The 21,066-nt window shown below is 43.0% G+C and carries 22 protein-coding genes; 7 read left to right on the top strand and 15 right to left on the bottom strand.

Annotation, left to right across the window (positions count from 1 at the left end; all coding sequences use genetic code 11):
* Positions 1 to 8: 8 nt before the first annotated feature.
* Genes nrdR through tyrS form a run of 4 tightly spaced genes read right to left on the bottom strand, consistent with a single transcriptional unit; the run spans position 9 to position 3,605 of the window.
* Positions 9 to 461, bottom strand: coding sequence for a transcriptional regulator NrdR (nrdR, locus tag HKX39_RS01195; RefSeq protein ID WP_171679482.1), 453 nt, complete (start codon positions 459 to 461; stop codon positions 9 to 11).
* Between the two features lie 2 nt (positions 462 to 463).
* Positions 464 to 1,708 (bottom strand): serine hydroxymethyltransferase, encoded by a 1,245-nt coding sequence (gene glyA, locus HKX39_RS01190; RefSeq protein WP_171679481.1) that lies wholly within the window; start codon positions 1,706 to 1,708, stop codon positions 464 to 466.
* Positions 1,709 to 1,732: 24 nt separating this feature from the next.
* Positions 1,733 to 2,365, bottom strand: coding sequence for a YbhB/YbcL family Raf kinase inhibitor-like protein (locus HKX39_RS01185; protein ID WP_171679480.1), 633 nt, complete (start codon positions 2,363 to 2,365; stop codon positions 1,733 to 1,735).
* 16 nt (positions 2,366 to 2,381) lie between these two features.
* A complete protein-coding gene (gene tyrS / locus HKX39_RS01180; RefSeq protein WP_171679479.1) occupies positions 2,382 to 3,605 on the bottom strand; it encodes a tyrosine--tRNA ligase in 1,224 nt (407 codons plus the stop codon).
* A gap of 137 nt (positions 3,606 to 3,742) precedes the next feature.
* Between tyrS and HKX39_RS01175 the strand changes: the two genes are divergently transcribed.
* Complete coding sequence (locus tag HKX39_RS01175) at positions 3,743 to 4,858, top strand: anhydro-N-acetylmuramic acid kinase (RefSeq protein ID WP_246225947.1); 1,116 nt, start codon at positions 3,743 to 3,745, stop codon at positions 4,856 to 4,858.
* A 2-nt stretch (positions 4,859 to 4,860) separates the two neighbouring features.
* On the opposite strand, the gene HKX39_RS01170 is transcribed toward HKX39_RS01175, so the two are convergent.
* The 8 genes from HKX39_RS01170 to pmbA all read right to left on the bottom strand — a co-directional run bounded on the left by HKX39_RS01170 (position 4,861) and on the right by pmbA (position 12,702).
* On the bottom strand, positions 4,861 to 6,423 hold the full coding sequence (locus HKX39_RS01170; RefSeq protein WP_246225945.1) for a Fic family protein: 1,563 nt from the start codon (positions 6,421 to 6,423) through the stop codon (positions 4,861 to 4,863).
* Between the two features lie 205 nt (positions 6,424 to 6,628).
* The gene (gene erpA, locus HKX39_RS01165) at positions 6,629 to 6,994 is read right to left on the bottom strand and encodes an iron-sulfur cluster insertion protein ErpA (protein WP_216605009.1); all 366 of its coding nucleotides are present in this window, start codon (positions 6,992 to 6,994) and stop codon (positions 6,629 to 6,631) included.
* Positions 6,995 to 7,064: 70 nt separating this feature from the next.
* Positions 7,065 to 7,787 (bottom strand): DUF6776 family protein, encoded by a 723-nt coding sequence (locus HKX39_RS01160; protein WP_171679477.1) that lies wholly within the window; start codon positions 7,785 to 7,787, stop codon positions 7,065 to 7,067.
* Positions 7,787 to 8,836: an N-acetyl-gamma-glutamyl-phosphate reductase gene (argC, locus tag HKX39_RS01155; RefSeq protein WP_171679476.1), complete on the bottom strand. Its 1,050-nt coding sequence runs from the start codon at positions 8,834 to 8,836 to the stop codon at positions 7,787 to 7,789. The genes HKX39_RS01160 and argC overlap by 1 nt, the downstream gene beginning before the upstream one ends.
* Positions 8,837 to 9,015: 179 nt before the next feature.
* The gene (gene rpsI / locus HKX39_RS01150) at positions 9,016 to 9,408 is read right to left on the bottom strand and encodes a 30S ribosomal protein S9 (protein WP_171679475.1); all 393 of its coding nucleotides are present in this window, start codon (positions 9,406 to 9,408) and stop codon (positions 9,016 to 9,018) included.
* Positions 9,409 to 9,417: 9 nt separating this feature from the next.
* Complete coding sequence (rplM, locus tag HKX39_RS01145; protein WP_023953361.1) at positions 9,418 to 9,846, bottom strand: 50S ribosomal protein L13; 429 nt, start codon at positions 9,844 to 9,846, stop codon at positions 9,418 to 9,420.
* Between the two features lie 320 nt (positions 9,847 to 10,166).
* Positions 10,167 to 11,267 (bottom strand): TRAP transporter substrate-binding protein, encoded by a 1,101-nt coding sequence (locus tag HKX39_RS01140; protein WP_171679474.1) that lies wholly within the window; start codon positions 11,265 to 11,267, stop codon positions 10,167 to 10,169.
* A gap of 49 nt (positions 11,268 to 11,316) precedes the next feature.
* Entirely contained in the window at positions 11,317 to 12,702 is a 1,386-nt protein-coding gene (gene pmbA / locus HKX39_RS01135; protein WP_171679473.1) for a metalloprotease PmbA, read from the bottom strand.
* Between the two features lie 35 nt (positions 12,703 to 12,737).
* On the opposite strand from pmbA, the gene yjgA reads away from it, so the two are divergent.
* Complete coding sequence (gene yjgA / locus HKX39_RS01130; protein WP_171679472.1) at positions 12,738 to 13,280, top strand: ribosome biogenesis factor YjgA; 543 nt, start codon at positions 12,738 to 12,740, stop codon at positions 13,278 to 13,280.
* Between the two features lie 53 nt (positions 13,281 to 13,333).
* On the top strand, positions 13,334 to 14,005 hold the full coding sequence (locus HKX39_RS01125) for an alpha/beta hydrolase (RefSeq protein ID WP_171679471.1): 672 nt from the start codon (positions 13,334 to 13,336) through the stop codon (positions 14,003 to 14,005).
* A gap of 13 nt (positions 14,006 to 14,018) precedes the next feature.
* Here the strand turns inward: HKX39_RS01125 and HKX39_RS01120 are convergent, their stop codons facing one another.
* Genes HKX39_RS01120 through mltA form a run of 3 tightly spaced genes read right to left on the bottom strand, consistent with a single transcriptional unit; the run spans position 14,019 to position 17,204 of the window.
* A complete protein-coding gene (locus tag HKX39_RS01120) occupies positions 14,019 to 14,711 on the bottom strand; it encodes a DsbC family protein (RefSeq protein WP_171679470.1) in 693 nt (230 codons plus the stop codon).
* 43 nt (positions 14,712 to 14,754) lie between these two features.
* A complete protein-coding gene (locus HKX39_RS01115; protein ID WP_171679469.1) occupies positions 14,755 to 15,936 on the bottom strand; it encodes an FAD-dependent monooxygenase in 1,182 nt (393 codons plus the stop codon).
* Entirely contained in the window at positions 15,933 to 17,204 is a 1,272-nt protein-coding gene (gene mltA / locus HKX39_RS01110) for a murein transglycosylase A (protein ID WP_171679882.1), read from the bottom strand. Before mltA ends, HKX39_RS01115 begins: the two co-directional genes overlap by 4 nt.
* 143 nt (positions 17,205 to 17,347) lie before the next feature.
* On the opposite strand from mltA, the gene rpe reads away from it, so the two are divergent.
* The 4 genes from rpe (at position 17,348) to HKX39_RS01090 (ending at position 21,066) form a co-directional block, all read left to right on the top strand.
* A complete protein-coding gene (rpe, locus tag HKX39_RS01105) occupies positions 17,348 to 18,037 on the top strand; it encodes a ribulose-phosphate 3-epimerase (RefSeq protein ID WP_171679468.1) in 690 nt (229 codons plus the stop codon).
* Positions 18,037 to 18,711, top strand: a complete 675-nt coding sequence (locus HKX39_RS01100) for a phosphoglycolate phosphatase (RefSeq protein ID WP_171679467.1) — start codon at positions 18,037 to 18,039, stop codon at positions 18,709 to 18,711. Before rpe ends, HKX39_RS01100 begins: the two co-directional genes overlap by 1 nt.
* Positions 18,712 to 18,965: 254 nt before the next feature.
* Entirely contained in the window at positions 18,966 to 20,486 is a 1,521-nt protein-coding gene (trpE, locus tag HKX39_RS01095; RefSeq protein WP_171679881.1) for an anthranilate synthase component I, read from the top strand.
* 10 nt (positions 20,487 to 20,496) lie between these two features.
* Positions 20,497 to 21,066, top strand: a complete 570-nt coding sequence (locus HKX39_RS01090; RefSeq protein ID WP_171679466.1) for an anthranilate synthase component II — start codon at positions 20,497 to 20,499, stop codon at positions 21,064 to 21,066.

Genomic DNA, 21,066 nt, shown 5'->3' with positions numbered 1-21,066 from the left:
CTGGCATTCTAAGGGGTTTGAATTTCTTGGATAGCTTGGACAAACTGTTGAATATCCTCAAAGCTCTGATACACGGATGCAAATCGCACATAGGCGACTTGATCCAATTGGCGCAGTTCCTGCATCACATGCTGTCCGATTTGCTCTGTATGGATTTCTTTGCTTTGCGAATTCGCTAAGCGATCTTGAATGCGAGATACCGCTTCATCAAGCTTTTCTGCCGGCACGGGTCTTTTGCGTAGTGCCAAGCGCATACTCGATTTGAGTTTATCCACATCAAATTCCATACGTGAACCATCACGCTTAACAACCACAGGCATACTCAACTCCATACGCTCATAGGTCGTAAATCGTTTTTCACACGCATAACAGCGACGGCGACGACGAATCGTAAAACCATCTTCTGAAACACGTGTGTCGGTTACTTGGGTATCTGCATTAGAGCAAAACGGACATTTCATAATTATTTATACACAGGGAAGCGCTTCGTTAACTCATGAACCTTGGCACGAACCGCCGCTAAATTAGCCTCATCCGTTGGATTATCTAATACATCCGCAATAAGGTTAGCTGTGATTTCAATTTCAGCTTCTTTAAAGCCACGGGTTGTCGCTGCAGGTGTACCCACACGAATACCACTCGTCACAAAAGGCTTCTCTGGATCATTAGGGATAGCATTTTTATTAACTGTAATATGTGCTTTACCTAGGGCTTCTTCCGCCACTTTACCCGTGATACCTTTGCTACGCAAATCCACCAACATCACATGGCTTTCTGTACGACCAGACACAATACGTAAACCACGCTTAACGAGAGTATCTGCCATCACTTGTGCATTACGAACAACTTGTGCGGCGTAGTCTTTGAACTCTGGCGATAAGGCTTCTTTAAAGGCCGTCGCTTTACCAGCAATCACATGCATTAATGGACCACCCTGAATACCTGGGAAGATAGCTGAGTTAATCGCTTTTTCGTGTTCTGCTTTCATCATAATCACGCCACCACGTGGGCCACGTAATGATTTATGCGTAGTAGATGTCACAAAGTCAGCATGTGGTACTGGGTTAGGGTATTGTCCACCCACAACTAAACCTGCATAGTGAGCGATATCCACCATAAATAAAGCACCGTTATCACGCGCAATTTTTGCCATACGCTCAAAATCAATACGCAATGCATAAGCAGAAGCACCGCCAACGATTAATTTAGGTTTGTGCTCTTTTGCTAAACGCTCTAACTGCTCATAATCAATTTCTTCTTTGTCATTTAAGCCATAAGACACAAAGTTGTATAATTTACCAGAGGCATTGACTGGTGAGCCATGCGTTAAGTGACCACCCTCAGCCAAGCTCATCCCCAATACCGTATCACCCGGTTTTAGAACCGCCATATAGACAGCTTGGTTAGCTTGTGAGCCTGAATTAGGTTGAACGTTGGCCGCCTCAGCACCAAACATTTTTTTCAAACGATCAATCGCTAATTGCTCAACGATATCCACATATTCACAACCACCGTAATAGCGCTTACCCGGATAACCTTCTGCGTATTTATTCGTTAATTGAGAACCTTGAGCCTGCATCACCGCTGGGCTAGTGTAGTTCTCAGATGCAATTAGCTCAATATGCTCTTCTTGACGTACGTCCTCTTTTTGAATCGCTGCCCATAATTCTGGGTCTTGTTTATCAAGCGTTAGCGAACGATCAAACATATATTTCTCCTAATAGATACTGGATTACGCTGTTAAGCGTGGATTTAAAGAATAGGTGCCAACTAACGTAGCCTGTCCAAGGATATGCCCCTCCATGGCTTTAAGTACGTCTTGTGCGGTAAATGTGCCTTCAACAGGAAGGGTTTCCACGTCTAGGGCGTAAACAGTAAAATGATAGTGATGTACGATAGAGTCATTAAATGGCGGACATGGGCCGTCATAACCAAAATACTCCCCTTGCATATCATAATCGCTCGCAAACCACTCGGTGTAATTATTTAAGCCGTGACGCATATCGCCTTTACCCGCTAATGGACCTGCTTTACCTTTTGGGGTCACAATCGATGAGAATTCCCCTTCTGCAATCTCATTGACATTAGCAGGAATATCAATCAAGGTCCAATGATAAAAGTCTGTGCGAGGCAAGTCCGCTGGAACTTCTCGGTCAATCTGATTCACATCATCAGGTTTGGTCGGCACATCAACATCCACCATAATTAAAGCAAAAGACTTAGTGCCTACAGGGATATCAGTCCAAGAGAAGTCTGGATTGAGATTGGTAGAAAGTGCTACACGATTCTCTTTATCTTGTTTGCCAAATGCATAACGAGGATGAATCGCCTGCCCATTAATAATACCTAAACTTGTCAATTTCATCGTCTATTCCTCAAAACTAAGCAATCGTTACACGGGCAAATTTACGCTTACCCACTTGAACGACGTAAGTACCTGCACTTAATTGTAACGCTTTATCTTCTACTTTTTGACCGTCTACTTTCACACCACCCTGTTGGATATTACGTGTAGCTTCAGAACCTGAAGGTGCAAGGCCTGCCTCGCGTAACACAGCCACAATTCCCAATGGCCCCGCTGGCAACGTCACCTCTGGCATATCTTCTGGAATCTGTCCATCACGGAAACGTGCTTCAAAATCTGCCAAGGCTTTTTCTGCGGCAGCGGCATTATGGAAACGCGTAATAATTTCTTGTGCCAAAGCGACTTTCATATTACGAGGATTCTCACCTGCCGCTGCCGCTTGTTTTAAAGTCTCAATTTCATCTAATGTTTTAGCAGATAATAGCTCATAGTAATTCCACATCAAGCTATCGGAAATCGACATAATCTTACCGAACATGCTATCAGGCGTCTCTGTAATGCCTACGTAATTATTTTTTGATTTAGACATTTTCTCCACGCCGTCTAAACCAACCAATAAAGGCATCGTCAATACGGACTGTTGTGCTTGACCGTATTCTTTTTGTAGCTCTCGACCTACCAATAAATTAAACTTTTGGTCAGTACCACCGAGTTCCAAATCTGCTTTAAGCTCGACAGAGTCATAGCCTTGTAGTAATGGATATAAAAACTCATGGACAGAGATAGGAATTCCGCCTTTGAAACGCTTAGTAAAATCATCACGCTCCATGATACGCGCTACTGTGTAATGCGAGGCAAGTTTAATCAAGCCACGTGCGCCCAGTTGGTCACACCATGCCGAGTTATAGCGAATCTCTGTACGTGCAGGATCGAGGATTTTAGCGGCTTGCTCGTAGTACGTCTGAGCATTAACTTCAATTTGCTCACGCGAGAGCGGTGGACGAGTACTATTACGACCACTTGGATCACCAATCGCTGCGGTAAAGTCTCCAATCAAGAAAATGACCTGATGCCCCAAATCTTGTAGCTGACGCATTTTTGTCAGTACCACCGTATGCCCCAAGTGAATATCTGGTGCTGTCGGATCCATACCTAATTTAATGCGGAGCGGAACCCCTGTATCACGGCTCTTTTGCAACTTTTGGGCAAACTCCGTTTCTACTAGTAATTCATCAACACCGCGTAATACCGTACGCATATCACGCTCAACTTCGGCACTCATTTTAATTTCTTCTGACATTGTTTTGCTCTAATTCAAAAGGAATGAATAGGCTTACTCAGTTACCTATTCGATAGACTCAGTAGCGATTGAGTTTTAAAACATCGACTTTCATTTACAATATCGACATTATACCTATGTTTAGAGGAAGTTATCAGATGAATACTCATTCAGACGTACAGTATTTTATTGGTTTAATGTCAGGAACCAGTACGGATGGTGTGGACGGTACCTTAGTTGCCTTTCAAAAGGATACCTTTCCTCGTATTATCGCTTTCTCTAGCCTAGCAATGCCGAGTGACTTACGCCACACCTTTCTAACACTAAACAAGGCAGGCGACAATGAGCTTGAACAAGCATACCTAGCCGCCAATGGACTTGCTGATTTATATGCTGAATGCTGCCATGATTTATTAAAACAATCTCAACTTTCCACCGAACACATCACGGCTATTGGCGCTCACGGCCAAACTGTCCGTCATCGCCCCGATTTAGGGTTTACCATTCAACTCAATGCCCCAGCTCGTCTGGCTGAGCTCACCAAGATTGATGTGATTGCTGATTTTAGAAGTCGTGATGTCGCTGCCGGTGGACAAGGAGCCCCTTTTGCTCCTCTTTTACATCAAGCCTTGTTTAGCGATACAACAAAAACTCGCGTTATCCTCAATCTGGGTGGGATTGCCAATATCACGCTACTCGCCCCACATCAGCCCCTCTTAGGTTTTGATACGGGTCCAGCAAATGCCTTAATGGATTACTGGATTGATAAGCACCTAGGTAAAACCTTTGATAAAGATGGTGCATGGGGAGCATCTGGGAATATCCACAATGGTCTGCTCACTCAACTACTCAGCGAACCTTATTTTGCTAAATCAGCGCCCAAATCAACCGGCCGTGATTTATTTAACCCCTTATGGTTAGACCAACATGTAGTCGCTTTTAACGAGCATATTCCTGCGGTGGATATTATGGCGACCTTACGCGCACTGACCACGCATAGCATTGCTCAAGCAATTACGCGTCATAGCGATAAGGTTGATGAGATTATTGTCTGTGGTGGAGGCGTAAAAAATATCGCCCTTATGCAAGAACTAAAAGCGTTAATGGGCTGTGAAGTAAATGCAATTGAACAATACGGTTTTGATAGTCAAGCGATTGAAGCTCTAGCTTTTGCTTGGTTAGCCAAAGCCTTTTATGACAAAGAGCCACTTAACTTTCCTGAGTTAACTGGCTCTCGACATGCCACTATTGCAGGAGCTCTATATCCGAGATAGATTTAATGGGATTGAGTCTCTTCTCCGAGATAAGTGCGAACGATATCGACTAACTGTTGCCAAACACCCTCCTCTTCTAGAAGAGGCATCTCTTTTTTAAGTTTTTGACTCAGTATACCTTGATTATCTAGAATACTACGAATCACTCTATCCGCATAATGCCCCGGCATTTCAATAACCTCTTGTAAAGCCTCTCTTGCCTTATCATAATTACGTAAATATAAGGATTCTTGGCGCATATTCACGGCGATGGTTTTTTGAATCAATCTCGCAAAATAAATCACATGCTGCGTCAAATCCATATAGAACCAAACAGGTTTAGCTATTTCTTCTCCATCAAATACTAAATTTGAATAAATCCCATCAGCATATTGGGTTTCCTCTGCAACAAAAGAATAAGTTCCCTCTAGACCTCTCATCAAAGGTTTTGACAATATCTCTAGCGTTTTGGCGTATGCCAACCGTTCCTCTGCACTCTCGGCAATTACCCCTGAAATAGGTAAAATAATAGGTGCTGCGGTTTCTCCTAAACTACGCAAGAGATGATTGAATAGGAAGCGATGCAATCGTCCATTACCGTCAGCAAGAGGATGAAGGTAGACAAATGCAAATGCCATGACGGCGACCCTTACAACAGGCGACTGTCCTGTTGTTTTATTCCAGAAAAGATACAAACCCTCTAACTGTTTTTCTAACAAATCGAAAGATGGGGCGATATAATGCACCTCCTCTCGGAAATTACGTGTCTTGCCGACAAACACCGGCGACTGGCGTACTCCAAACTGTTGAATAAGCGTTTTATCTCCCAGAATTTCTCTTTGCAGCATACCCAAATCCAAGGGGATATCCAAATTCCCCGTGAACCTCTCCATCACATCAGCAAAACGTTGGATTCGTGTGAGCTGATGACCTTCGCCCTCAATTTTAAAGCTAGCCCTACTCTCACCTAAAGTAAACCATACTGCCGAGCGCACCAAGAAATCCTCACCAACCTCTTGATTAAGCTCCCGCAAAAGTGCCTTAACATCTACACTTATAGTCTCCAAGGTCTTATTATCTTTAACAAAGGTTGGACAAAAATAACGATTGCCAGCGAGGTTATTATTGATACGCCACTTACTCACTTTCTCCACAGCAGCAGCTGAAGTACTGAGCACTTTATCCGAATCTATGGCATCTACATAGGCACCCCCCAATGCCATTGGTCGGACTAATTCCTGACCTGTAAAAAACTCAAATAAAAAAGCCGCTCTTCTCGCATATTGTCCTGTCGGTTCTTGATTCACCCACTGTTGAATAGGTTGATTCCCCATCTTTTGGAAAAGTCGAGATAAAAATTCAAAATGAGGAATCTCATGTCGTAAGAAAAATTGCAGATGAGCCACAGGAGTTGACTCTGGTCGTTGCCGCTCCTGATAGAACTCTAACCGCCTACCCTCATCATATTGTGATACGCGACGAGAGGCGATACCACTCAATACACTCAAGGGTTGCAATACCTGGATACCATAATAATTTACTAACCATTGCGCCCCTATAGGATCCTGAATATTTTCTCTCATCATTTATAGAAAATTAATAATGTTCTCGACATTATGGCAAATTTTATTCATTTCTGCAAAATATTAATAATTATTTGGTTATTTTGCAGAAAATCGCTAATTTTATTTCGTGCTATGGAATACTTTACATCATTTAAACTTTCATCAAAAATAAAGCCCAGCTATTATAAAAAACAGCTGAGCCAATAATCCGATAAACTCAGATTGCTTACACGCTAAACGATGATCCACAACCACATGTTGTACTCGCATTAGGGTTGCGAATCACAAACTGAGAACCTTCGATATCCTCTTTGTAATCAATCTCTGCACCGACGAGATATTGTAAGCTCATGGGATCCACCAATAGCTGCACACCATCTTTATCGATTACTGTATCGTCTTCTGCTACGCTTTCATCAAAAGTAAAACCATACTGAAAGCCTGAACAACCACCGCCCTGAACAAAGACACGCAATTTTAAATCTGCATTGCCCTCATCAATTAATAAGTCTTTGACTTTTGTGGCAGCAGCATCGGTAAACACCAACATCTGCGGTGGTGTTTGTAAATCTACTGACTCAATAACGCTCATTATTAGCTCCGGGTGATAAACATCACCGTTAAATAATTTTAAAATAGGTTAGACCATTTTAGCATAAAGCCTAAGGGGCTTGAACTATAACCGTTTTACTAGCACGGACATGCTTACCTTCGAGGACATTAAGCACAATCTCTTCTGGCTCAAATCCTGCAGGAAGCACTAAATTACCCTTGGCTTGTTGCCAACGTTCAAACTGTAACGATAATATGGTGCTCGTTGCTCTGTCTTTCAAGAGTGTCTTTGTATCCGCTTTATCACTGGGGACAGCCAACTCATTTTCGGCATTCATCACCGCTGGTACTAAATCAACTGTTTCTGGCTTACCATTTAAGCGTCCTTTCGCAATAAATTGCAATCTCCCCTTAAAAGTCGAACCTTCCACGGCATGACGCGATAGTAACAGCTTATACGAAAGCATAGGCCCTTCTTGTACAACCTCAAAGCTTCGCACACTTACGCCACCTGCAGGACCAGAAGGTAACACTTGCTCATAAAACTCCAAATCACTTTTTACGCTACTAAGCTCATCTTGTAGCTTAGCAATCTCTCGGGTATACCGATCAATCATCAACTGGTCAAGCAAAGCCTTAACCTCAAACTCATCAAGACGCTGCTGTAAGGCTTTTACCTCAACACTCCCTTGCTCTTGCGCCTGCTTAATCGCCGCCTGGTGTGCAATATCAATAGCATCCTGAGCCTTTTGCCACTCTGCTCGGTCGTAATAATGTACCGCTACGCCACCAATGGCAATACCCACAAACAATAAAAAAGAACGAGCAATCATTATGGCAATACCGCCACATGACCTAGACCAGTATCTTCTGGCAAACCAAAAAGAACATTCATATTCTGAACAGCCTGACCTGAGGCACCTTTAACTAAGTTATCTTGAACAACCACGATAACTAAAGTATCGCCATTGCCAGGACGATGCAAAGCAATACGCAACTGGTTAGATGCACGAACACTACGCGTTTCGGGCAAACTGCCAGCAGGCATAACATCAACAAAGGCTTCTTTAGCATAACGTTCTTCGTAGAGCTTTTGGAAATCTGTTTGTAATGCCTCAGGTTTAATTTTTACATAGATCGTCGATAACATACCGCGAATCATCGGCACCAAATGAGGTACAAATAAGAGCTGTACAGGCTCTTTGGCCAATTTGCTCAACTGCTCAGTAATCTCTGGATGGTGACGATGACCCGACACACCATAAGCCTTAAAGTTATCTGATGCTTCAGAAAAAAGTGTACCTACTTCTGCTTTACGACCTGCACCTGATACACCCGACTTACAATCCGCCACGACATGAGATACATCAACCAAGCCTGCCTCTAATACAGGAGCCAATCCTAAAATAATCGTCGTAGGATAACAACCAGGATTACCGATGACTTGGCTTTGTGCAATTTTTTCTCGATTAATCTCTACCAAGCCATAGCAACTCTGATTTTTAAGAATATCCGGGCAACTATGTGGCATCTTATACCACTTTTCAAATTCAGCCGTATCTTGCAAGCGAAAATCTGCCGCCAAATCAATGACTTTAACCCCTGCAGCAAGCAACTCCTGCGCCTGAGCCATCGCCACGCCATGAGGAGTTGCAAAAAAGACGACATCGCATTGTGTTAGGGCGGCATTTTCAGGCGTAGAAAATGCTAAATCCACCTTCCCTCGCAAATTAGGAAACATTTCCGAGACTTTCATTCCCTCTTCTTTGCGTGACGTAATCGCATGCAATTGAACATGAGGATGTTGTGAAAGTAAGCGCAATAGTTCCACACCCGTATAACCTGTGCCACCTACGATACCCACTTTAATTTTTTTTGTCATCTTTTATCCTTATGTTAATAAGGGAATATATTCCCTTGTCAAAACAATGTATACCCTGCATTGTACAATGTTTTTTCTCGATTAAAGTAACTTCATCTCCCCTCCAATCATTCCATTGGATTACACAAATGAAAAAGGCCCACCATATGGTGAGCCCCTTTGCATTCGCAGATAACAGATTAGCGTTTGCTGAACTGCTTACGACGACGTGCTTTGCGAAGACCAACTTTCTTACGCTCAACTTCACGAGCGTCACGAGTAACATAACCCGCTTTAGATAATGCTGGTTTTAACGCTGCATCATAGTCAATTAACGCACGAGTAATACCGTGACGAACTGCACCCGCTTGGCCGCTCTCACCACCACCGTGAACGTTGATTTGGATATCGAACGATTCTAACATGTCAACTAACTCTAATGGTTGACGTACAATCATTCGACCTGTTTGACGAGCAAAGTAGTCATCAACTGTTTTGCCGTTAACAACAATCTTGCCTGAACCTTTTTTCAAGAACACACGAGCCACTGAAGTTTTGCGGCGGCCTGTGCCATAATTCCAATTACCGATCATGATTTATCCTTAAATATCCAGCTGTTTAGGTTGCTGTGCTGAGTGTGGATGCTCGCTACCTGCATAGACCTTAAGTTTTTTGATCATTGCGTAGCCCAAAGGACCTTTCGGTAACATGCCTTTAACAGCTTTCTCGATTGCACGACCTGGGAAACGCTCTTGTAATTTACGGAAGTTAGTTTCGTAAATACCACCTGGGTAACCAGTATGACGGAAGTACTTCTTGTCTTCGAACTTGCTACCAGTTACAACGATATCTTGAGCATTGATAATTACAATGTAATCGCCTGTGTCTACGTGAGGAGTGAACTCAGGTTTATGTTTACCGCGCAAACGGCGTGCAACTTCGCTGGCTACACGACCTAGGACTTTACCCTTTGCGTCGATAACATACCACTCACGTTTGACTTCATGCGGCTTAGCCACAAATGTCTTCATGATGAAAATCCTAAATAAATTAATAAACGCTTATCCTGACAAGATAAACTTGTTTCGTCATGCCGTTATAGCTTGGGAACCCCCATCGGCAGTACAAATTAGGGATAAGTCTGACACTATAGCATAAGTTTTTAATTTTTTCTATATAAAACAAAGAAATAGCGTCAGCAATCATCATTTTTGTTAAGAAAAAACATCAAAACTCAGTTTTTCTCCTCAAGGCATACACACTAAAGGCACTCTTCAAAGACGAAGCGGTCTTTAAAAAGAGTGCCTTTTATACGAAAACCCTAAAAAGAGTTTTTACAACCTAAATGTGCTTATTTACGGTTCTTCGCGATTTGCGCTGCTAAGAAGCGAGTATAAGAACCCTCTACCACATTGAACCATGGCGCTAAGTCATCACGGAACGCCATATAGTCATCGTAGATTTTCTTAAACATTGGGTCTTTATCGCTATATTCTTTGAACATCTCTTGTGCCTTAGTATAAGCAACTTCCATAATTTCGCGAGGGAACTCATGAAGTTTAGCACCAGAGGCGATTAAACGACGCAATGCTTGTGGGTTTTGTGAATCATATACCGCCAACATATCTGCAGAAGCCGAGCGAGAAGCCGCATCAATAACGGCTTTATAGTGAGCAGGAAGTGCTTCATAAGCATCTTTATTTGTGTAAAGCGATACTTGTGGACCCGCCTCCCAGAAACCTGGGTAGTAATAATGTGGCGCCACTTTTACAAAGCCCAACTTCTCATCATCGTAAGGACCAACGAACTCAACCGCGTCCAATGTGCCTTTTTCTAATGATGGGTAAATGTCACCACCAGCAATTTGTTGTGGCACAACACCTAAACGAGAGAGCAACTCACCGTTCATGCCTGAGGTACGCATTTTTAAGCCTTTGAAATCATCGATACTCTTGATTTCTTTACGGTACCAACCACCCATCTGAGCTGCCGTATTACCAAGCATAAAATTAACGATATTCACTTGGCCAAACAACTCGCGTAGAAGCTTCATACCATTGCCTTCAATCATCCACGCATTCATTTGACGCGCAGTAAGACCGAAAGGAACCGCTGTATCAAAGCAATAAGCTGGGCTTTTACCGAAATAATAGTAACCACACGTGTGACCTGCTTGTACCGTACCATTAGATACCGCATCCATCACTTGAAGTGCAGGAACAATCTCACCCGGAGGGAAAGAATCAATCTGGAATTGACCGCCAGACATCTCTTTAACATATTTAACAAACTTCTCACCTGTACCGTATAAAGCAGGTAAGCTACGTGGGAAGCTCGATACCATACGCCATTTAACTGCTGGATTCTCTTGAGCCACCGCTGGTGCACCAATCACAGCTGTACCTGCAATAGCGCCCATACCAGCTTTTTTCAAAAACGAACGACGTTCCATGACAATCTCCTTAAAAAAACTTATTCATTGTTACATATCATAACTGATTTTATAAACCTGCGACCGACATTTGTTCAATTAGGATTGACCCCGATGTTTTTGAACCACGCGTATATTCATCACTACCTAATGCAATAATTTGTGCAAACATTTCTTTAAGGTTACCGGCAATTGTCACTTCTTGAACAGCATGCTGAATCACCCCGTTCTCTACCCAGTAACCAAATACTCCTCGCGAATAATCACCGGTAACGTAATTCACACCCTGTCCCATCAACTCTGTCACCAACAGGCCTGTGCCCATTTTTTGTAACAAAGCTTCAAAATCATCCGATCTTTTTGTTAAAGATGAACGAATGCTAAGATTATGTGAGCCTCCAGCATTACCCGTACTGCGCATACCCAATTTACGTGCGGTATATGTCGATAATAAATAACCGTTTAATACACCATTTGTTAAGAGCTCACGCTTTTGTGTGCGTACACCCTCTTCATCAAAAGCTGAGCTACCCATCGCTCCCTTAATAAAAGGATCATCGGTAATGCTTAAATGTGATGCCATCACCTTTTTGCCCAAACTATCGCACAAGAAACTCGATTTACGGTACAAAGCCCCCCCACTAATCGCTTGAGCAAAAGCACCTAATAATCCAATCGCTAACGGCGCTTCAAACAACACAGGATATTTACCCGTTGGAATACGTTTTGCACCTAAGCGAGATAAAGCACGTTGTGCTGCATATTCACCCACTTGCTGTGGATTTGCTAGTTTTTCGGGATAGCGATGAGAGGTATACCAATAGTCACGTTGCATTTGATTGCCTTTTCCAGCAATCACGGCGGTCGACATTCCATGATTAGAATATTGATAACCGGCTAAAAAGCCATGCGAATTGCCTAGAACAAATCGTCCCGTACTAGAATTAACCTGCGCACCTTCAGAGTTGCTAATGGCTTTGTTATAAGAAACAGCAGCATCTTCTAAACGAGTGGCTAACTCAATCGCCTCTTGAGAGTCAATTTTCCATGGTTTATACAGTTTCAGATCTGGAAACTCAGTCGCTAAATCCTCTTTATCAGGAAGCCCCGCAAATTCATCTTCTGCCGTATATTTTGCAATATCCCATGCGGCTTTAACCGTATCACGAATAGCGTCAGGTGTTAAAGACGAAGTAGAGGCCGACGCCCGCGACTTACCTTTATACACCGTTACACCCAATGAACGATCATTGGTCTGCTCAACGGTTTCGACACTTGCTTTGCGTACTGAAACAGATAAACCACTAGACTCAGAAACCTCAGCAACTGCCTGACTAGCGCCTAACTGCTTCGCCTCTTCCAAGGCCATCTGCACCAATTCTTCAAAATTCATTTTCATTTTTATCACAGTATTCCGTAAACTTACCTGACACTTATCAGGCGTAAGGGTTATCATAACGGATATTGTTCATTTAAAGTATTTTTTAACGTATGCACGAAACAGATTACGAAGACGATGATGATTTTTATGATGGCCCGAGTAAGTCTCAAGTTAAACGAGAGCTACAAGCCATTACCGATTTAGGCAAACAAGTCATCGAATTACCTTTTGATAAAGTTAAACAACTTCCGCTCGACGAGAAGCTCTTGGAAGCCATCCGCACCTGCCAAAAAATCAAAAGCCGAGGCGAAGGCAAACGCCGTCAAGTACACTACGTCGGCAAACTGATGCGTAATGCAGATATCGAGGCCATTCGTCATCAACTCGATGTTTGGGAAAATGGATCAAAAGAGACCACAGCCCAAATGCACCAGTTAGAAACCCTACGCGACCGTTTGTTAGCGGATGATAATGAGCTAACGCTACTCCTCAACGAATATCCAGAGGTTGATGTACAACAGTTGCGCGCCTTAATCCGTGCTGCTCGCAAAGAACAAGCACAAAATGCTGCTCTACCTGAAGGTCAAGACCCTCAAAAGAAAAACTACCGAGCCCTTTTCCAATTTTTAAAGCCGCTAATCATAACGACTTAAGACAGTCAGCTTAACACTTTTATCGTGCTAATCGCACGTCTAGGAATGACATCATGAGCAATTTTTTAGACACTGTTGAATTACAAACACAAGACACTGTGCAATACAGCATTATCTGGATGCATGGTTTAGGTGCCGATGCCAATGATTTTGTGCCGATTGTGCCTGAATTAAGCTTTCCTGAAGGTGTTGGGGTACGCTTTATTTTTCCCAACGCCCCCGTACGTCCTATCACCATCAATAACGGCATGGCAATGCGTGGTTGGTTTGATATTCTTAGTCTTGCTCGTATTGAAAGAGAAGAGGATGAAAAAGGGCTTTACGAATCAAAAGCAGATATCGAAGCGCTTATTCAACGAGAAAATGCGCGCGGCATTCCTAGTGAAAGAATTTTTCTAGCGGGTTTCTCACAAGGTTGTGCAATGACCTTATTAACGGGTGTTCGCTACCCTGAAAAACTGGCTGGACTTATTGGTCTATCAGGCTATTTACCGCTTTATCAACGTACAGCAAAAGAAGCCTCTGCTGCTAATAAAAACACCCCCATCTTCTTGGTGCATGGTGACTTTGACCCTGTCATTCCAATTAATATCGCCCACACCAGTCGCCAAACACTTGAGGAATTGGACTATACCATAGAATGGCATAGCTACCCAATGGCACATCAAGTCTGCGCTGAAGAAGTCGCAGACTTGAATAAGTTTATTATTGCCAATATGCGTTAATACCCTAGTTATCTTATTTACTTAATGTGGCCTCAATCACCGATGCTTGAGCATAACCATTCATCCGCTCACCATTTGCCATTAACAGCATCGGTGTACCACGTACTTGTAGTTTTCGAGCATAGCTCATGACTTCTGCCGTAGGCTCATCATCACAACTTGCCTCAGCAGGTTTTACACCATCTTGCATCCAAGCTTTCCAAACAGCAGCACGGTCTTTAGCACACCAGATATTGCTTACCTTACGCACAGAATCTTGTCCCAAGATAGGCACAAGGAAAGTATGCACCGTCACATTATCTAACTTAGAAAGTTCTTGATAAAGCTTCTTACAATAGCCACAATTAGGATCCTCAAAAGTAATAATCTGACGCTCACCATTGCCGTAGACTGTTTTGACTGCTTTATCTAAGGGGAGTTTTTTAAAATCTGCTGCTGCTAATTTTTTTAAGCTTAACTCGGTAATATCTTCTCGTGTTTTGGTATCAATTAAGCTACCTGCAATAACAAAAGAGGCTTTTTCATCTGTATAGAGAATTGTCTCATCCGTCACTACTTCATACAGATTGCTATAAGGTATTTTCTCAACGCTTTCTATTTTAAGATTAAAGGCTTTCTCTAATTCTTGTTGAATTTGCGAGGAATTAGCCCAGGCACTACTAAATACAAAGGCACTCAATACACTTAAGTATTTCACTATTTTCATCAAAAGTCCTTATTACCCTACTGAATGAGCTGTACTATGCACACTACAATCCAGAGGCTTTTTTAATCAAAAATTCTTTTATAAAAGGCAATTTTGCCACAATATCCATACCGATATTACGCACGGCTTTAATAGGTTCTAACTGACTACTAAACAAACCATGTAAACCATCCGTTACCCAACGCATATGAGCAATAGGCACACTACGCTCACGCTGATAAGTTTGTAATACTCTGATATCACCCAATTCACGATAATGAGGTTTCTCGGACAAGACCTGACAAAGGGTCTGCACATCACCCAATCCTAAATTTAAACCCTGTCCAGCCAAGGGATGTACACGATGTGCCGCATCCCCAACCAATGCTACCCCCTGTGCAACCATACCACTCTTTTCAAGAGTCAAAGGGAAACCGTACATAGGACTACGTAACGTTAATTGTCCTAGCATATCTTGACTTAAATGTCCGATACGTTTTTGCAGAACTGAGACTAATTCTTCTTGACTCAAAGATTCTAGCTCTTTAGCAACGGCATTGCTCGCTGACCACACCATTGAAATCTGATGACCATCACTGGTATCGGGCAAGGGTAAAAATGCCAATACACCTTCGTCAGTAAACCATTGGTAAGCCGTATTGCCATGAGGTCTCTCCGTCGTAAACTGCGCCACCAAGCCTTTAGACTCATAAGATTTTGATTGATGCCATATACCCGCTTTCTGACGGATGATGGAATTAGCGCCATCAGCGGCAATCACTAAATCTGCAGTATAAGACTGTCCTTGTTCTGTATGAACTATCGGATTAGTCGTGGGATTGATAGACAAATCAATCACCTTATCGTCAAGCCATTCTACACGATAAATCATCAAGGCTTTTTGTAAGGCAGCTTCAATCTCACCCGACTCCACAATCCATGCCAACTCTTGCAACTCACCTGTCTTTGCGGATAAGTTCAACTGACCTGCTTGATCCCCTTGAATCTGCATTTGCTCAACAGGCGTCAAACGAGCCTCTGGCAATAAGGACCATACCCCCAACTCGCTTAATAACTGTTGACTTGCTAAAGAAATCGCATAAATACGAGGATGGTAAGCCTCACCTAAATTAGCTTGTGCCACATACCTAGGGGCCAACAAACGAGTTTTAATCCCTTTTTGCGATAAGGCCAATGACATTGCCATACCTACAATGCCTGCCCCACAAACAATAACTTGACTCATCGTGCGCTTGGCTCCCCTGCATCACGTGGCCATAAAATCCACATTAGACCCGCTTGTTTCATACGACCTGCAGCCTCTCCTGCCGCGTCACCACTACCCCAATAGAAGTCTGCTCGAGCCGCCCCTTTAATGGCAGCACCTGTATCTTGAGCAAAAACAAGGCGTTGTAAAGGGGTATTCGATGCAGGCTGGGTGGTTGCTAAGAACACAGGACTACCCAAAGGTACAAACGTCGGATCAACAGCAATCGCCCGTTGACCAATCAAAGGAATGCCATAAGCACCTTTTGGTCCCGTAATCTCATCTTTCAAACGCTCTTCTTTAAAGAAAACCATCGCTTGATTAGAGTTCAGCATTTCAGGCACACGATTAGGATTATTTTGCGCCCATTGTTTAATATTTTGCATAGACGCTTGATTAATAGGCAACTCTCCTTGATCTGCCAACCAACGACCAATTGAGGTATATGGTCGTCCATTATGGTCAGCATAAGCAAGTCGCAATGAAGAACCATTGTCTAATAACACTCGGCCAGACCCTTGTACTTGCAAGAAAAATGCTTCGACAGGGTCATCTAACCACGCAATCACAGGAGGCTGATTATCCCCACTCGTAATCTCAGCACGCGTATCATAAGGAACAACCTTATTGCCAACAACCTTGCCACGCACTCGCTTACCTGCTAACTCAGGATATAAGGCTCCAAGGTCTACGGTGAGCAAATCTGAAGGAGGCGCATACATCGGCCATTGATACACTCCTCCTTTAGAGCGAGAACCTCGTACAATCGGCTCATAATAGCCCGTAACTAATCCCTGAGCCCCCTTATCACCCAATACAGCCCAAGGACGTAAATTGTCTTGGACAAATTGTTTTGCTGTCGCGGCATCCACTTGCGTACCCATCGTCGCCACTTGTTGACACACGTTGTACCATGCTTGCGGGGTCGCTCGTGCAGGAATCGTCAAAGAACCCGAAATGGGGCGCATTAAACCACGGCAGTTATTCACCAGTCCTAACCAAATATATTCACCGTCATCTGCTGACCAACCCGGTAAGTCTCCCCAATTCGCCGCTTGATAAATACCATTAAGCTCGCGTGGTGCAGTTTCTTTAAAGACCGAAGAGTCTGGCATCTTTAGCGGTGCCTGCATGTCAAAACCATCATCAGCCGCAACAGTTGATGAACCTCCGCCTGTATATACAGAGTCAAAAGAAGAGCAAGCAGCCAAACTGCTCAGCATAAATATACTCAGAATTTTTTTCATAACGACCTTTGTTAGTGATTTCATGACAGCACCACCCCCAAAAGAAGGGTGAACAACTAACGACTGTCTAAATAAAGTAATATAATACTTCATTAATTAATACACTAGTGTGTATCCCCTATCCTTACACTACCTTACAAATTATGACATTAAACGCTGCTCGTATCGCCCCTAGTATTCTTTCTGCTGACTTTGCTCGTTTAGGTGAAGAAATTAGCAATGTCGTTAAGGCTGGTGCCGATTGGATTCATTTCGATGTAATGGACAATCACTACGTACCCAACTTAACAATAGGCCCCATGGTATGCCAAGCTATTCGTCCCTACACGACAGCCCCTATTGATGTTCATTTAATGGTAGAGCCCGTCGACAGCCTCATTCCTATGTTTGCGAAAGCGGGCGCAGACATCATTACCTTTCACCCTGAAGCCTCAAAACATATTGATCGCAGCTTAGCCTTGATTCGTGATCATGGCTGTAAAGCGGGACTTGTTTTTAATCCCGGCACGCCTTTGCATTATCTTGACTATGTGATGGATAAAATTGATGTCATTTTATTAATGTCAGTTAACCCCGGTTTTGGTGGACAATCTTTTATTCCCTCTACGCTACAAAAAATCCGTGAAGCACGTCATCGCATTGATACTTATCACGCAACAGGCGGTCAAGAGATTTTCCTCGAAGTCGATGGTGGCGTAAAAGTCGATAATATTGGCGAAATTTACGCTGCCGGAGCCGATACCTTTGTTGCTGGTTCAGCGATTTTTGGCAAACCAGACTATGCTAAAGTCATTGCCGAGATGCGTTCAGAAATTGCTAAGGTCGCACGCTAATGAAATATCAAGCTGTCTTATTTGATTTAGATGGCACGCTCGTCGATAGCGTCCCAGATATTGCGCATGCTGCGAATGCCATGTTAAAGGCTATGAGTAGGGAGACCCTTCCCTTAGCGGATTTACGCAACTTTGTCGGCAAAGGTACGGCTGTCTTGATTAAAAGAGCTCTCTGTGCTCAATTAAACTATATCGAACCAGAGCCCGCTCTTTTTGAACAAGCCGAAGCATTTTTTAATACCTTTTATCACCAGTCCAATGGCACACAAAGCGAGTTATACCCTAATGTCTTATCAGGTTTAGCTCGTTTGCAAGAAAAAGGATTAAAACTAGGAATTGTCACCAACAAGCCCGAGCAGTTTACTCTCCCTCTTGTACAAAAAACTGGTTTAGCACCTTTCTTTGACATTGTGGTCAGTGGAGATACCTGTGCATTAAAAAAACCACATCCCGATCAACTTTTTTATGCTTGTCAAAAACTAGGGGTAGAGGTCGAAAACACAGTATTCATCGGTGATTCACTCAATGATACGCAAGCTGCCAACGCCGCCAATATGGATGTTCTGGTCTTGCCATATGGTTATAACGAAGGGAAATCTGTACAAAATTTAACAGTTAATGCTATAGTAGAGGATATCAGTTTTGCGGCTGATTGGATTTTTTCGCAAAATTAATTTAACTTTATATAGATATAATGATGCAAAACTTCACCACTTACTTCGCTAATGCTTACGCCAACTATTGGCGTTGGTGGCGTTCGTCTGTCGGGTTGATTGCATCTACTGTATCTTAACAGATCGCAACAATCGCTGTATACACAAGCCTAGCTTATGTTCAGTGAATAAGAGCAAAACCCGGCAAACCTCGTGTGGACCGGGTTTTTTTGTATCTACTCGGTTTGCATATAACTTTTTAGAAGACGATAATGATGACTGAAATTGAATTTAAAGCACTCGCCGCACAAGGCTACAATCGTATCCCTATCATCAAAGAGACCTATGCGGATCTTGATACAACATTGGGTATTTATTTAAAATTAGCTCATTCTGGCAGAGAGGCTGGAAAGATGAGCTGTTTACTTGAGTCTGTCGTAGGTGGTGAGCGTTTTGGACGTTATTCTTTTATTGGCTTACCAGCGAGTACCGTCATCAAAGCTGAAGGTCAGCATACCGAAGTACTCCGTAACGGACAAGTGGTAGAGACTTATGAGGGGGATCCTTTAACTTTTATTCAAGAATACCAAAAACGTTTTAAAGTGGCTTTACGTCCGGGTATTCCTCGCTTTGCAGGGGGTCTAGCAGGCTATTTTGGTTATGACACTATTCGTAATATTGAAAGCAAACTAGGCCCAGCAGTCAAGCCTTTCCCCGAAGGGCTAGATGGCATTCCTGATATTTTATTAATGCAAGTTGATGAAATGGTCATTGTTGATAACGTCATTGGCCGCACCTATCTCATCGTTTATGCAGACCCTTCCGAACAAGAAGCTTTTTCAAAGGCTCAAAAACGTCTTTTAGAACTTCGCACCTTATTACGTAAACCGGTGGAAATTCCCTATAGCTTACCAAGCTTAGTCACAGAGGAAATTCGTTCGTTTAAGAAAGCTGACTTTATCAAAGCCGTTGAACAAGCAAAAGAACATATCGCTGCAGGCGATTTAATGCAGGTACAGATTGGTCAAGTCATTGCTAAACCATTCCGTGACTCCCCTCTATCTCTGTACCGTTCATTACGCAGTTTAAATCCCTCTCCTTATATGTATTACTGGAATTTCGGTGATTTCCATGTAGTCGGAGCTTCACCCGAAATTCTGGTTCGCCAAGAGCAATTCACAGACGAGCATCAAGCAGAGCAATCTCGTATCACGATTCGCCCATTAGCAGGCACTCGCAAACGTGGTGACAGCCCAAGCGAAGACGCAGCACTAGCTCAAGAGTTGCGTAATGATCCAAAAGAAATTGCAGAGCATTTAATGCTAATTGACTTAGCACGTAATGATGTAGGTCGTGTCGCTAAAATTGGCTCTGTCAAAGTCACCGATCAAATGACGATTGAACGCTATTCTCATGTTATGCATTTAGTTTCTAATGTTGAAGGAACACTAAACAACAATATGGATGCCATTGATGTACTCCGTGCAACCTTCCCAGCAGGTACACTCACCGGTGCACCTAAGGTTAAAGCAATGGAAATTATTGATCAGCTTGAACCTGTCCGTCGTGGTATTTATGGTGGAGCGGCAGGCTATTTAAGTTATAACGGTGCAATGGACGTGGCGATTGCTATTCGCACTGGTCTTATCAAAAACGGTATGCTCTACGTTCAAGCCGCCGCAGGTATTGTGGCTGACTCTGACCCCGAAAAAGAATGGTTAGAGACAGAACACAAAGCGCGTGCTGTCTTACGTGCCGCAGAACAAGTTCAATATGGTTTAGACCAACCTATCTAAAGGAATCATCATGTTATTAATGCTAGATAATTACGACTCGTTCACCTATAACATCGTGCAATACTTTGGAGAGTTGGGACAAGATGTGCGCGTATTACGCAATGACCAAACCAGCATTGCCGAAATCGAAGCGCTCAACCCTGATTATATTTGTATTTCTCCGGGGCCTTGTGACCCAGCACAAGCGGGTATCTCTCTTGACGTAATTAAACACTTTGCCGGTAAAAAACCTATCCTTGGCGTATGTCTAGGTCATCAAGCTATCGGTGAAGCCTTTGGCGGCAAAATAATCCGCGCAAAAACTATCATGCATGGTAAGGCGAGTAAAATCACGCATCGCAACACTGATTTATTTAAAGATATTCCATCACCATATAGTGTGATTCGCTACCACTCTTTAGCGATTGAGCGCGAGACTATTCCTGATTGTTTGACGATTACTGCCGAAACAGAAGACGGTGAGATTATGGGTGTTGCCCATAAAACTCTACCTATTTATGGCGTACAGTTTCATCCTGAATCTATTCTTAGCGAATATGGTCATAAGCTTTTCCAAAACTTTTTAAACTTAAAGGTGTAG

The sequence above is a fragment of the Pelistega suis genome (assembly GCF_013133795.1).
Lineage (GTDB): Bacteria > Pseudomonadota > Gammaproteobacteria > Burkholderiales > Burkholderiaceae_B > Taylorella > Taylorella suis.
The sequence above is the reverse complement of the archived record's forward strand: the minus strand, read 5'-3'. Positions and strand labels throughout refer to the sequence as shown.